Source organism: Pseudomonas sp. FBCC-B1667, from assembly GCF_059133255.1.
The window spans coordinates 6,157,501-6,170,389 of sequence record NZ_CP101437.1; the positions used below are offsets into that span (position 1 = coordinate 6,157,501).

General features: G+C 59.9%; 12 protein-coding genes. 9 read left to right on the forward strand and 3 right to left on the reverse strand.

Annotation, left to right across the window (positions count from 1 at the left end; translation table 11 throughout):
- Nucleotides 1-155: 155 nt before the first annotated feature.
- Together NL116_RS28520 and aptA are read right to left on the reverse strand one after the other, a co-directional pair.
- Nucleotides 156-1,649 carry a CoA-acylating methylmalonate-semialdehyde dehydrogenase gene (locus NL116_RS28520; protein WP_123436029.1) on the reverse strand — a complete coding sequence of 498 codons (1,494 nt, stop codon included), beginning with the start codon at nt 1,647-1,649 and terminating at the stop codon, nt 156-158.
- Nucleotides 1,650-1,714: 65 nt separating this feature from the next.
- Nucleotides 1,715-3,064, reverse strand: coding sequence for an omega-aminotransferase AptA (gene aptA, locus NL116_RS28525; protein ID WP_494374976.1), 1,350 nt, complete (start codon nt 3,062-3,064; stop codon nt 1,715-1,717).
- Between the two features lie 123 nt (nt 3,065-3,187).
- On the opposite strand from aptA, the gene NL116_RS28530 reads away from it, so the two are divergent.
- The 6 genes from NL116_RS28530 to NL116_RS28555 all read left to right on the forward strand — a co-directional run bounded on the left by NL116_RS28530 (nt 3,188) and on the right by NL116_RS28555 (nt 9,582).
- Entirely contained in the window at nt 3,188-4,108 is a 921-nt protein-coding gene (locus NL116_RS28530; RefSeq protein ID WP_007945899.1) for a LysR family transcriptional regulator, read from the forward strand.
- Nucleotides 4,109-4,203: 95 nt separating this feature from the next.
- On the forward strand, nt 4,204-4,854 hold the full coding sequence (locus NL116_RS28535) for a TetR/AcrR family transcriptional regulator (protein WP_494374977.1): 651 nt from the start codon (nt 4,204-4,206) through the stop codon (nt 4,852-4,854).
- A gap of 7 nt (nt 4,855-4,861) precedes the next feature.
- On the forward strand, nt 4,862-5,443 hold the full coding sequence (locus NL116_RS28540; protein ID WP_494374978.1) for an IMPACT family protein: 582 nt from the start codon (nt 4,862-4,864) through the stop codon (nt 5,441-5,443).
- 532 nt (nt 5,444-5,975) lie between these two features.
- Nucleotides 5,976-7,541 carry an ABC transporter ATP-binding protein gene (locus tag NL116_RS28545; protein WP_494374979.1) on the forward strand — a complete coding sequence of 522 codons (1,566 nt, stop codon included), beginning with the start codon at nt 5,976-5,978 and terminating at the stop codon, nt 7,539-7,541.
- An 11-nt stretch (nt 7,542-7,552) separates the two neighbouring features.
- On the forward strand, nt 7,553-8,656 hold the full coding sequence (locus NL116_RS28550; RefSeq protein WP_494374980.1) for an ABC transporter permease: 1,104 nt from the start codon (nt 7,553-7,555) through the stop codon (nt 8,654-8,656).
- Complete coding sequence (locus tag NL116_RS28555) at nt 8,656-9,582, forward strand: ABC transporter permease (protein ID WP_494374981.1); 927 nt, start codon at nt 8,656-8,658, stop codon at nt 9,580-9,582. The genes NL116_RS28550 and NL116_RS28555 overlap by 1 nt, the downstream gene beginning before the upstream one ends.
- An 83-nt stretch (nt 9,583-9,665) precedes the next feature.
- Here the strand turns inward: NL116_RS28555 and NL116_RS28560 are convergent, their stop codons facing one another.
- Nucleotides 9,666-10,088, reverse strand: a complete 423-nt coding sequence (locus NL116_RS28560; protein WP_494374982.1) for a hypothetical protein — start codon at nt 10,086-10,088, stop codon at nt 9,666-9,668.
- An 82-nt stretch (nt 10,089-10,170) separates the two neighbouring features.
- Between NL116_RS28560 and NL116_RS28565 the strand changes: the two genes are divergently transcribed.
- The 3 genes from NL116_RS28565 to NL116_RS28575 all read left to right on the forward strand — a co-directional run bounded on the left by NL116_RS28565 (nt 10,171) and on the right by NL116_RS28575 (nt 12,864).
- On the forward strand, nt 10,171-10,521 hold the full coding sequence (locus NL116_RS28565) for a MerR family transcriptional regulator (RefSeq protein ID WP_494374983.1): 351 nt from the start codon (nt 10,171-10,173) through the stop codon (nt 10,519-10,521).
- Between the two features lie 25 nt (nt 10,522-10,546).
- On the forward strand, nt 10,547-11,233 hold the full coding sequence (locus NL116_RS28570; protein ID WP_494374984.1) for an SDR family oxidoreductase: 687 nt from the start codon (nt 10,547-10,549) through the stop codon (nt 11,231-11,233).
- Between the two features lie 272 nt (nt 11,234-11,505).
- Nucleotides 11,506-12,864, forward strand: coding sequence for an 8-oxoguanine deaminase (locus NL116_RS28575; RefSeq protein WP_494374985.1), 1,359 nt, complete (start codon nt 11,506-11,508; stop codon nt 12,862-12,864).
- Nucleotides 12,865-12,889 lie beyond the last annotated feature (25 nt).

Below are 12,889 nucleotides of genomic sequence, written 5' to 3' on the forward strand. Positions count from 1 at the left end.
AAGGAGTTTTCCGTTTCGACTGCGCCGGAAGTGGGGCGAATTATAGACATCCAGAATCTGCCGTCAAGCTTTGATTTCACAAATCTGTCATATGTGTCAAAAAAGCCCGCAAACACAAAGGCCGGCCCCAAGGGGCCGGCCTTCTTCCCTTCTACTTACAAGCTAGGGAATGCGAATTGCGACGCTTCATGGCTCGCACGTTGCGGCCAGCGTTGAGTAATGGCTTTGCGACGAGTGTAGAAACGCACACCGTCCGGGCCATACGCATGCAGGTCGCCGAACAGCGAACGCTTCCAGCCACCGAAGCTGTGGTAAGCCACTGGCACAGGCAACGGCACGTTAACGCCGACCATGCCCACTTCGATCTCATCACAGAACAACCGCGCTGCTTCACCATCACGGGTGAAGATACAGGTGCCGTTGCCATACTCGTGATCGTTGATCAGTTGCATCGCCTCTTCCAGGCTGTTCACCCGAACGACGCACAGCACTGGCCCGAAGATTTCTTCTTTATAGATGCGCATCTCTGGCGTGACGTTATCGAACAGGCAGCCACCCAGGAAGAAACCTTCCTCATGACCGGCCACGCTCAGACCACGACCGTCGACCACCAGGGTCGCGCCGGAAGAAACGCCGTCTTCGACATAACCGCTGACTTTGTCGCGTGCCTGACCGGTGACCAGCGGCCCCATGTCCAGGCCACAGGTAGTACCCGCACCGATTTTCAGCGCCTTGATCTGCGGCACCAGTTTTTCCACCAGCGCATCCGCCACCTGGTCACCGACGCACACCGCCACCGAGATCGCCATGCAACGCTCGCCGCAAGAACCGTAGGCCGCCCCCATCAATGCGCTGACCGCGTTATCCAGGTCCGCATCCGGCATCAACACCGCATGGTTCTTCGCGCCGCCCAAAGCCTGAACACGTTTGCCGCGCTTGGTGCCTTCAGCGTAGATGTATTCGGCAATCGGCGTCGAACCGACAAAACTCAGCGCTTTGACTTCCGGCGCTTCGATCAGCGCGTCCACTGCAGCCTTGTCACCGTGCACGACGTTCAGCACGCCTTTAGGCAGACCGGCTTCCAGCAACAGTTGAGCGATCAACAGCGTGGAGCTCGGATCGCGCTCGGACGGCTTGAGGATAAAGCAGTTGCCGCAGACGATTGCCAGCGGATACATCCACAGCGGCACCATCGCCGGGAAGTTGAACGGAGTAATACCCGCCACAACGCCCAACGGCTGGAAGTCCGACCAGGCATCAATATTCGGGCCGACGTTACGGCTGTATTCGCCCTTGAGGATTTCCGGCGCCGCACACGCGAACTCGACGTTTTCGATGCCACGCTTCAATTCGCCAGCCGCATCTTCCAGAGTCTTGCCGTGCTCTTCGCTGATCAACTGAGCAATGCGTGCTTCGTTCTGCTCCAGCAATTGCTTGAAGCGAAACATTACCTGGGCGCGTTTGGCCGGTGGCGTATTGCGCCAAGCAGGGAATGCGGCCTTGGCCGAGTCGATGGCTTTCTGAATGGTTTCGCGGCTGGCCAATGGCAGCTTGTGGATCGCCTGGCCGGTAGACGGGTTGAACACGTCAGCCGTGCGACCGTCTTCGGTCACCAGTTCGCCATTGATCAAATGCGGGATAAGGCTCATGCAACACTCCTGAAAAGTTGTCCACAGGCGCCCCGCTGAAGGACGCCTCTATATAGAAGAGAAAATCAGTCGATCTTGTTCAGCACTTCGCCGACCGCATCGAACAGACGATCCAGGTCTTGCGGCTTGCTGTTGAAGGTTGGGCCAAACTGCAGGGTGTCGCCGCCAAAGCGCACGTAGAACCCGGCTTTCCACAGCGCCATACCCGCTTCGAATGGACGCACGATAGCGTCGCCATCACGCGGCGCGATCTGAATCGCACCGGCCAGACCATAGTTACGAATGTCGATGATGTTCTTCGAACCCTTCAGGCCGTGCAGCGCATTCTCAAAATGTGGTGCCACCTCGGCCACGCTCTGCACCAGGTTTTCCTTTTGCAGCAAGTCGAGTGCTGCCAGGCCCGCGGCACACGCCACCGGGTGGGCGGAGTAAGTGTAGCCGTGCGGGAATTCCACCGCGTACTCAGGCGTCGCCTGGTTCATGAAGGTCTTGTAGATCTCGGAGCTGGCAATCACCGCGCCCATCGGGATCGCGCCGTTGGTGACTTGCTTGGCGATGCACATCAGGTCCGGGGTTACGCCGAAGCTGTCGGCACCGAACATCGAGCCGGTACGGCCGAAACCGGTGATCACTTCGTCGAACACCAGCAGGATGTTGTGCTGATCGCAGATCTCGCGCAGACGCTTGAGGTACCCCTGTGGCGGAACCAGTACGCCAGCGGAACCGGCCATTGGCTCAACGAATACCGCGGCAATGTTCGACGCGTCGTGCAGTTCGATCAACTTCAGCAGCTCATCGGCCAACGCAATACCGCCCAACTCCGGCATGCCACGGGAGTAGGCATTGCTCGCCAGCAAGGTGTGCGGCAGGTGATCGACGTCCATCATCGCCTGACCGAACAACTTGCGGTTGCCGTTCACACCGCCGAGGCTGGTGCCCGCAATGTTCACACCGTGATAACCACGGGCACGGCCGATCATTTTGGTCTTGGTCGCCTGACCCTTCAGACGCCAGTAAGCGCGGACCATCTTCACGGCGGTGTCAGCACACTCGGAACCGGAGTCGGTGAAGAACACGTGATTCAGGTTGCCCGGGGTCAGATCAGTGATTTTCTCAGCCAGTTGAAACGACAGCGGATGGCCGTACTGGAAACCTGGCGAGTAATCGAGCGTGCCCAGTTGCTTGGCGACCGCTTCCTGGATTTCCTTGCGGGTATGCCCGGCGCCGCAGGTCCACAGACCGGACAGCGAGTCATAGACTTTGCGGCCCTTGTCGTCGATCAGCCAGCTGCCTTCCGCCGCCACGATCAGACGCGGGTCGCGCTGGAAGTTACGGTTCGCGGTATAGGGCATCCAGTGAGCATCAAGCTTGAGCTGGCTGGCCAGGGAAGACGGGGCGTTTTCAGGCAAGTTCATGGGCAAAACCTCGCAGGCAATAAGCGGCGTAGAGATCAAAAGCGTTCTTGCAGCTAAATTGCCACGGGGATAGAGTCTGTGAAATCCAACTTTTCTAACGTTCAGTCAGGTTGCTACTAAACTATGAGCACGCGTCGTCCCGATCCACTGGCTCAAGTCAGCGACTTTGATATCCGCTTGTTGCGGATCTTTCGCAGCGTGGTCGAATGCGGCGGCTTCTCGGCAGCGGAAAGTGTGCTGGGGATCGGTCGCTCGGCGATCAGTCAGCAAATGAGCGATCTGGAACAACGCTTGGGCTTGCGATTATGCCAACGCGGACGCGCCGGATTCTCCCTGACCGAAGAAGGTCGCGAGGTCTACCAATCGGCCTTGCAGCTATTAAGTGCGCTGGAAAGTTTCCGCACCGAGGTCAACGGCCTGCACCAACACTTGCGTGGCGAATTGACCATTGGCCTGACCGACAACCTGGTCACCCTCCCCCACATGCGCATCACCCATGCCTTGGCGCAATTGAAGGAGCGCGGCCCGGATGTGCAGATTCAGATCCGCATGATCGCGCCCAATGAAGTGGAGCAAGGTGTGCTCGATGGCCGCTTGCACGTCGGCGTTGTGCCCCAGGCCAGCGCGTTATCGGGGCTGGAATACCAGCCGCTGTATAGCGAACGCTCACTGCTGTATTGCGCGGTTGGGCACCCCCTGTTTTACGTCGACGACAAACAACTCGACGATGAACGTCTCAACAGCCAGGACGCTATCGCGCCGACCTTCCGATTGCCAGCGGACATCCAGGCCCACTACCAGGCACTTAACTGCACCGCCAGTGCTTCGGACCGTGAGGGCATGGCGTTCCTGATCCTGACCGGCCGCTACATCGGCTACCTGCCGGATCATTACGCCAGCCTCTGGGTGCAACAAGGTCGCCTGCGTGCGCTCAAACCAACCGCGCGTTTTTATGACCTGAGCCTGGCGTCGGTCACGCGCAAGGGCCGCCGTCCACACCTGGTACTGGAAAGTTTCCTGGAAAGCCTCGCCGCGACGCGCTGAACATCAAAAGAAACCTGTGCCCCGGGACTTGTCTGAAGCCCTTGGGTGCGCTATCAACGCACAGGTTGCGCCCACCTACCTGTCTGGAAGTGCCTATGACCTTTGAAGTCCCAGCTCACGGCGGTAAACCTGCCAGCCGCATTCGTCAGAAGAACGAAGAGACCATCATCAAAGCCGCCGAAGACGAGTTCGCCCGTCACGGGTTCAAAGGCACCAGCATGAACACCATCGCCCAGAATGCCGGGTTGCCCAAGGCAAACCTGCATTATTACTTCACCAACAAACTCGGGTTGTACGTGGCGGTGCTGAGCAACATCATCGAGTTGTGGGACAGCACCTTCAACACCTTGACTGCTGAAGACGATCCGGCCGAAGCGCTCACGCGATATATCCGCGCCAAGATGGAGTTTTCCCGACGCCAGCCACAAGCCTCGCGAATCTTCGCCATGGAAGTGATCAGCGGCGGCGAATGCCTGACCGAGTATTTCAACCAGGACTATCGCGCCTGGTTCCAGGGCCGGGCCGCAGTGTTCCAGGCGTGGATCGACGCCGGCAAAATGGACCCGGTCGATCCGGTTAACCTGATTTTCCTGTTGTGGGGCAGCACGCAGCATTACGCCGACTTCGCGACCCAGATCTGCCGAGTCAGCGGACGCACCAAGCTGACCAAGCAAGACATGGAAGAAGCCGGCAACAACCTGATTCGCATCATCCTCAAGGGCTGCGGCCTGACTCCTGTTATTTAAGACCCCTATGCCTTTTACACTCAGCGACTTTTGTGAATACCGCGAAGAGATTCGCAAAAGCCGCTTCATCACCTTCGCCGCGCCGATCTCGAGCCCGGCTGACGCCCAAGCGTTCCTCGAACGGCACAGTGACCTCAATGCCTCGCACAATTGCTGGGCGTGGAAACTCGGTGATCAATATCGCAGCAATGACGATGGCGAACCCGGTGGCACCGCTGGCCGGCCGATTCTGGCGGCGATCGAGGCGCAGGACTGCGACCAGGTCGCGGTGCTGGTGATTCGTTGGTACGGCGGCATTCAATTGGGCACCGGCGGCCTCGCCCGGGCTTATGGCGGCGGCGCCAACAAGTGCCTGCAAGCGGCATCCAAGGTTGAACTGATCAGTCGAGTGCCCGTCCGTTGTGCCTGCGCCTTCGGTGAATTGGCGCTGGTGAAGCTTCGAGTCGCTGAGCTGGGCGGTTTGCTGGTGGAGGAAACCTTCACCGCCAATGGTGTGGAACTTCAATTGGCCATCGGAAAAGAGCAGATCGACACACTGCAAACGCAACTGGCGGACTTGAGTCGCGGGCGCATTGTGTTGCAGCACTGAGCGCACCAACACCGTTCACCCTTATTCCACCGACGTCTGGATTTTGCCCACATCTACTGTGCACCCGGCTGTGGATAACCTGAGCACATGTGCCTGTAACCCTTCTGTCATGCGGGTTTGCGCGCTTTGTTCATTTTTCGTCCAATCTTCCATCACCCACGTTAAATTCACGTAAAAACAAACGGTTAGCGCCGGTTATCACCTTTAGTAGACAGCCGTGCAGTGCTTATGCCCACCCGTTGAGCTTGCGCACAAATACTGTGGAGCAATCTGTGGATAACCCGTTCATGGTCGTCGCGGCACCATATCCGGCATGGCTTGCGGGCGGCTGTTCATTTTTTAACCAACCGCCTGCGATCAAAACTGGAGCCTGATCAACGGCTTCGCCCTCATGTGGTGCCTGGTTCGGCATTGATATATCGCAACGCATTGTCCTTGAGGCGTGTTCTTGCGCGGATTTTCAGCTTTCCTGACCCAATGGCCAGGAAATTGCTTTATCCACAGGTATCACGCCCATCGACCCGAGTCAGTCATGCCCAACCCCGTGCCGATCCCCGATCAAACACCCCGTCTGCAATTGCGCCACATCAGCAAACGCTACCCCGGATGCCTGGCCAACGACGCCATCGACCTGACCATTGCGTCCGGGGAAATCCATGCCTTGCTTGGGGAAAACGGTGCCGGCAAAAGCACCTTGATGAAGATCATCTATGGCGTCACGCAAGCCGATTCCGGGGAGCTGATCTGGCAAGGGCAACGCGTGAACATACGCAATCCTTCCCAGGCCCGCGGTCTCGGGATTGGCATGGTGTTCCAGCATTTCTCGCTGTTCGAAACATTGAGTGTGGCGCAGAACATTGCCCTGGCGATGGGCGCGGCAGCCGGCACACCGACACAGCTTGAACCGAAGATTCGAGAAGTGTCCCGACGGTATGGCATGGCGCTGGAGCCGGAGCGACTTGTCCACAGCCTGTCGATTGGCGAGCGGCAACGGGTGGAAATCATTCGGTGCCTGATGCAAGACATCCGCCTGTTGATTCTCGACGAACCGACCTCGGTACTGACCCCGCAAGAAGCCGAAGAACTGTTCGTCACCTTGCGCCGACTCGCTGCCGAGGGCTGCAGCATTCTGTTTATCAGCCACAAACTTGGTGAAGTCCGGGCGCTGTGCCATAGCGCCACCGTGTTGCGCGGCGGTCGAGTCGCGGGGCATTGCCGGCCGGCCGAATGCTCGGACCGGCAGTTGGCGCGGCTGATGGTCGGTGACGCGGCCGAGGCGATTACGGACTATCCGAAAGTGGTGGGCAGCGCGGCGTTTCTTAGCGTCAATCGGTTGTCCTGGCTCAATCCCGATCCGTTCGGCTGCTCGCTGAAGGATGTTGATCTTGAAGTGCAAAGGGGTGAAATCGTCGGCATCGCCGGTGTCGCGGGTAATGGTCAGGATGAACTGCTGGCGTTACTCAGCGGCGAAGAACAACTAGCCGGCAACGAGGGCGCAACGATCCGTTTCGCCGGGCAAGCGGTCGCCCACCTGCGACCCGATGCACGACGCGAACTCGGCCTGGCCTTCGTGCCCGCCGAACGACTGGGTCACGGCGCCGTGCCGGAATTGAGCCTCACCGACAACGCGCTGCTCACGGCGTTTCAACAAGGCCTGGTCAGCAACGGCCTGATCCAGCGCCACAAGGTCGAAGCGTTGGCCGAAGAGATCATCCATCGCTTCGGGGTCAAGACGCCCAATGCCCAGACACCCGCCCGCAGCCTCTCGGGTGGCAACTTGCAGAAATTCATCCTCGGCCGGGAAATTCTCCAGCAACCCAAACTGCTGATCGCCGCCCACCCGACCTGGGGCGTGGACGTCGGCGCCGCCGCGACCATTCACCGCGCGTTGATTGCCTTGCGCGATGCCGGCGCGGCGATCCTGGTGATCTCCGAAGACCTCGACGAATTGTTCCAGATCAGTGATCGCCTCGGCGCCTTGTGCGGCGGACGTCTGTCACCGCTCAAGGCGACCGTCGACACGCGACTGATCGACGTCGGCGGCTGGATGGCCGGCCAGTTCGACGCCCCTCACTCACCTGCACCCGCAACGGTTTAACGGAGTTTTCCATGCTGTTTTCTCTCGAACCCCGTGGCCAGCATTCGCGCCTGATGCTCTGGTGCTCGCCATTACTCGCGGCAGCGCTGACGTTGAGTTGTGGCTCATTGCTGTTTATTGCGCTGGGCCACGATCCCTTACTCACGTTGCACACCTTGTTGATCGCGCCGGTCAGCGACTGGTATGGCGTCTCGGAACTGTTGGTCAAAGCGTTGCCGATTTTGCTCTGTGCATTGGGGCTGGCCGTGGCCTATCAAGCGCGAATCTGGAACATCGGCGCCGAAGGTCAATTGTTGCTCGGTGCTCTGGCCGGCAGCGCCTTGGCCGTGAACATCATCGACCTGCAAAGTCGCTGGGCACTGGTGTTGATTCTGCTGGTCGGCACCCTGGCCGGTGCGGCGTGGGCCGGGTTGACCGCGTGGCTGCGCACGCGCTTCAACGCCAACGAAATCCTCACCAGCATCATGCTCAATTACATCGCCCTGAACCTGCTGCTGTTTTGTGTCCACGGGCCGCTGAAGGATCCGGCCGGGTTCAATTTTCCGGAGTCGGCGATGTTCAGTGACTTCAGCCGATTGCCGTTGTTGATGGAGGATGGCCGAGTTCACGCCGGGGTGTATTTCGCCTTGCTGGCGTTGGTCGCGGTGTGGGTGTTGTTGCAGAAAAGCTTTGTCGGTTTCCAGATCAAAGTGTTGGGGCTGGACAAGCGCGCGGCGGGTTTCGTCGGGTTTCGCGAGAAGCGTCTGATCTGGCTGGCGCTGTTGATCAGCGGTGGTTTGGCGGGCCTGGCCGGTGTGTGTGAAGTGACCGGACCTATCGGCCAATTGGTGCCACAGGTCTCGCCGGGGTATGGCTATGCCGCTATCACGGTGGCGTTTCTCGGGCGGCTCAACCCCATCGGCATTCTGTTCTCCAGCCTGTTGATGGCGTTGCTGTACATCGGTGGCGAGAGCGCGCAGATGAGCATGAACCTGCCGCAAGCCATTACTCAATTGTTCCAGGGGATGATGCTGTTTTTCCTGCTGGCCAGCGACGTGCTGATTCTCTACCGACCACGCTTGAACATGCGCTGGGCTCGCCGCGCGCCAGCCACCGTACCTGCAGGAGCGCTGTGATGGATATCGATCTGCTGAGCAATATTTTCTACGCGATGGTCCGTTGCGGCACGCCGTTGCTGTTGGTGGCGTTGGGTGAATTGATCTGCGAGAAGAGCGGCGTGCTCAACCTGGGTCAGGAAGGGATGATGCTGTTTGGTGCGGTGATCGGTTTTATCGTCGCGCTGAACAGCGGCAACCTGTGGCTTGGCGTGTTGCTGGCGATGCTCGCCGGAATGCTGTTGTCGTCGCTGTTTGCCTTGGTGGCGCTGGTGTTCAACGCCAATCAAGTGGCCACCGGGTTGGCGCTCACGATCTTCGGCGTGGGCCTGTCGACGTTTGTCGGGGCGGCGTGGGTCGGCAAACCGCTGGCCGGATTTGAGCCGGTGGCGATTCCGTATTTGAGCGAGATTCCGCTGATCGGGCGGATGCTGTTTGCGCAGGATCTGCTCGTGTATCTGTCATTCGTGCTGTTTGCGCTGGTGGCGTGGGTGATTCTGAAAAGCCGCGTCGGCTTGATCATTCAAGCGGCCGGGGAAAACCCGGACGCCGCCAGTGCGATGGGGTTGCCGGTGTTGGGGGTGCGCACGCTGGCGGTGTTGTTTGGCGGTGCGATGGCCGGATTGGCCGGCGCGTATCTGTCCCTGGCGTACACGCCGATGTGGGCGGAGAACATGAGCGCCGGGCGTGGCTGGATTGCGCTGGCGCTGGTGGTGTTTGCCAGTTGGCGGGTATGGCGCTTGCTGCTGGGGGCGTACCTGTTCGGGCTCGCCAGCATCCTGCATCTGGTGGCGCAGGGGTTGGGGCTGGCGATTCCGTCGAGCCTGCTGGCGATGTTGCCGTATGTCGCGACGATTGTGGTGTTGGTGCTGCTGTCGCGGGATGCCGTGCGGACTCGGTTGTATGCGCCAGTGTCGTTGGGGCAGCCGTGGCAGAGCGGGCATTAAAGGGGACCAGGCCGGCCCCTTCGCGAGCAAGCCCGCTCCCACATTTGACCGAGTCAACCCCATTTCCTGTGACCGGCATAAATCTACTGTGGGCGCGGGCTTGCTCGCGAAGAGGCCCTAACAGGCAACACCTGAACAACGCCCCACGCCAATTCAAAGGCCAGGAAAATCACCAACAGCGAACTGGCCCCCTGCAGCAAGGCATACAGCTGCCAAGCCGCAAACAGAAACCTGCCAACCGCGTCATACCGCCCAAACACCTGCTGCGGATCGCGAATCCGCAGCACCGCCCAAACGCACACAATCGACCCCAACAGGTTCGCCATCAGCATGTGCATCGGCTCGAACGCCGGTAGCGCTCCAGGCAAATCCAACGCCTGGCTCAACCCCGTCAACCCGCCATGCAAAATCGCAAAACTCCACGGCGTGACAAACGCCGCCGTCACGATCAAGTCATACCAGGCACTGCCCCGCACCACCCGGCGATATTGCGTTGAAGTCCACATCGGCCCTGCTCCATATATTCGAGGAGCAACAAGGCTAAAGCCTGGAGTATGCTCCAGGGTCAAGCCTTCTTGAGACGTCAATATGCGCATCGGTGAATTAGCCCAGGCCAGCGCCGTCAGCCGCGATACGCTACGGTTTTACGAGCAACGCGGATTGATCGCCGCGCAACGCAGCGCCAATGGTTATCGCGACTACCCGGCGGACATGGTGCAACTGGTGCAGTACATCAAGACCGCACAGCGACTGGGCTTCACCCTTGGTGAAATCGGCAACAGCGTTGCGGCAATCTGGCAATCACCCGATCCGGACAGCGCCATCACGCAGCTGCTGCAAGACAAACTCAAACTGATCGAAACCCGGATGGATGAACTCGGCGCGTTGCGTCACGAGTTGCAACAACGGCTCGGACAACGCTGTCCACTGAATCCGTGAACCTCTTTTTTCAAGGAAGCCACTTATGTCCAAGGCAAAAACCGCGCTCATCATCGGAGCCTCCCGTGGTCTGGGCCTCGGCCTGGTGAAAACCCTGCTGGCCGACGGCTGGCACGTCACCGCCACCGTGCGTAACCCGCAAAACGCCGATGCCTTGCGGGCTGTGGGCAACGTGCGTATCGAGAAACTCGACATGGACGATCAGTCGGCCGTGATCGCCCTCAGCCAACAGCTCAAGGGCGAAGTGTTTGACCTGCTGTTCGTGAATGCCGGGGTCAAGGGCCCGGACGTTCAAACGCCGGGCGGTGCGACGCTGGCCGAGGTTGGCCAGCTGTTTTTCACCAACGCCGTGGCCCCGATCAACCTGGCCCAGCGTTTCGTCGGGCAGATTCGCCCGGACAGCGGCGTGCTGGCGTTCATGAGTTCGGTGCTCGGCAGCGTGACCATGCCGGACGCGCCGGAACTCGCGCTGTACAAGGCGAGCAAGGCTGCACTGAACTCGATGACCAACAGCTTTGTGACGCAATTGGGCGAGCAGAAACTCACCGTGCTGTCGCTGCATCCGGGCTGGGTGAAAACCGACATGGGCGGTGAAGGTGCGGACCTTGATGTCGAGACCAGCACCCGTGGCCTGGTTGATCAGGTGAATGCGTACACGGGCAAGGGCGGGCATCACTTCGTGAACTACCGAGGTGAAACCATTCCCTGGTAACCCCCACAATCCCTATGTAGGAGTGAGCCTGCTCGCGATGGCGGTGTGTCATTCAGCATCGATGTGACTGACACGGCCTCATTGCGAGCAGGCTCACTCCTGCAAAGGATCATTCCACACAGGGATTTGTGTTGTCTGGTCGGGTCGGGCTTGCCCGGCGCTACGTTTTGTCCGAAACTCCGCACCTCGCCCCCGCGGCGATCCTGGATCAGCAGACAGGGTAATCACTGAGCTGGCAACCCTGAACCCCACTTTCAGAGGAGCCGGCCAACATGCCCGCATCCCGTACCTGGTTAAAAAATCCCCTCGCGATCTTCACTGCCAATGGCCTCGATGCCCGTGGTGGCCTGGTTGTGCAAGACGGTGTCATCGTCGAATTGCTCGCCGCCGGCCAGCAACCGGTTGTGCCCTGTGGACACGTGTTCGATGCCCGTGAGCATGTGATCCTGCCGGGGCTGATCAACACCCATCACCATTTCTATCAAACCCTGACCCGCGCCTGGGCGCCAGTGGTCAATCAGCCATTGTTCCCTTGGCTGAAAACCCTGTACCCGGTCTGGGCCCGACTCACGCCGGAAAAACTCGCCCTCGCCACTAAAGTTGCGCTGGCCGAGCTGCTGCTGTCCGGCTGCACCACCGCCGCCGATCACCATTACCTGTTTCCCGAAGGCCTCGAAAACGCAATCGATGTGCAAGTCGAAAGCGTTCGCGAACTGGGCATGCGCGCCATGCTCACGCGCGGCTCCATGAGCCTCGGCGAAAAGGACGGCGGCCTGCCACCGCAGCAGACCGTGCAGGAAGGCGAAGTCATTCTCGCCGACAGCCAGCGCTTGATCGCCGAGTACCACGAACGCGGTGACGGTGCGCAAATCCAGATCGCACTGGCGCCCTGCTCGCCGTTCTCGGTGACCCCGGAAATCATGTCCGCCAGCGCTGAACTGGCGAACAAGCTCGACGTGCGCCTGCACACGCATCTGGCCGAAACCCTCGACGAAGAAGACTTCTGCCTGCAACGTTTCAGCCTGCGCACGGTGGATTATCTGGACAGCGTCGGCTGGCTAGGTCCACGTACCTGGCTGGCCCACGGCATCCACTTCAACCCGGACGAAATCGCCCGCCTCGGCGCCGCCGGCACCGGCATCTGTCATTGCCCGAGTTCGAACATGCGCCTCGCTTCCGGCATCTGCCCGACGCTCGATCTCACGGCGGCGGGCGCGTTGCTCGGGCTGGGCGTGGACGGTTCGGCGTCCAACGATGCGTCGAACATGATGCTAGAAACCCGTCAGGCACTTTACATTCAGCGCCTGCGTTATGGCGCCGAGAAGATCACGCCGGAACTGGTGCTGGGCTGGGCGACCAAGGGTTCGGCAAGCTTGCTGGGACGTACCGATATCGGTGAGCTGGCGGTTGGCAAGCAGGCGGATCTGGCGTTGTTCAAACTGGATGAACTGCGTTTCTCCGGTAGCCATGATCCGGTGTCAGCGCTGCTGCTGTGCGGCGCGGATCGGGCGGATCGGGTCATGGTTGGCGGCAAGTGGCGAGTGATTGACGGGCAGGTTGAGGGGCTGGACCTCAAGGGATTGATTGCTGATCACAGCCAGGCCGCTCGCCAGTTGATCGCCGGCACCTGATCCAACACAAATCAAAAACTGTGGG

Coding starts and splice junctions, on each gene's coding strand:
- NL116_RS28520 (WP_123436029.1), bottom strand. CDS start 1,649: ATGAGCCTTATCCCGCATTTGATCAATGGCGAACTGGTGACCGAAGAC.
- aptA (WP_494374976.1), bottom strand. CDS start 3,064: ATGAACTTGCCTGAAAACGCCCCGTCTTCCCTGGCCAGCCAGCTCAAG.
- NL116_RS28530 (WP_007945899.1), top strand. CDS start 3,188: ATGAGCACGCGTCGTCCCGATCCACTGGCTCAAGTCAGCGACTTTGAT.
- NL116_RS28535 (WP_494374977.1), top strand. CDS start 4,204: ATGACCTTTGAAGTCCCAGCTCACGGCGGTAAACCTGCCAGCCGCATT.
- NL116_RS28540 (WP_494374978.1), top strand. CDS start 4,862: ATGCCTTTTACACTCAGCGACTTTTGTGAATACCGCGAAGAGATTCGC.
- NL116_RS28545 (WP_494374979.1), top strand. CDS start 5,976: ATGCCCAACCCCGTGCCGATCCCCGATCAAACACCCCGTCTGCAATTG.
- NL116_RS28550 (WP_494374980.1), top strand. CDS start 7,553: ATGCTGTTTTCTCTCGAACCCCGTGGCCAGCATTCGCGCCTGATGCTC.
- NL116_RS28555 (WP_494374981.1), top strand. CDS start 8,656: ATGGATATCGATCTGCTGAGCAATATTTTCTACGCGATGGTCCGTTGC.
- NL116_RS28560 (WP_494374982.1), bottom strand. CDS start 10,088: ATGTGGACTTCAACGCAATATCGCCGGGTGGTGCGGGGCAGTGCCTGG.
- NL116_RS28565 (WP_494374983.1), top strand. CDS start 10,171: ATGCGCATCGGTGAATTAGCCCAGGCCAGCGCCGTCAGCCGCGATACG.
- NL116_RS28570 (WP_494374984.1), top strand. CDS start 10,547: ATGTCCAAGGCAAAAACCGCGCTCATCATCGGAGCCTCCCGTGGTCTG.
- NL116_RS28575 (WP_494374985.1), top strand. CDS start 11,506: ATGCCCGCATCCCGTACCTGGTTAAAAAATCCCCTCGCGATCTTCACT.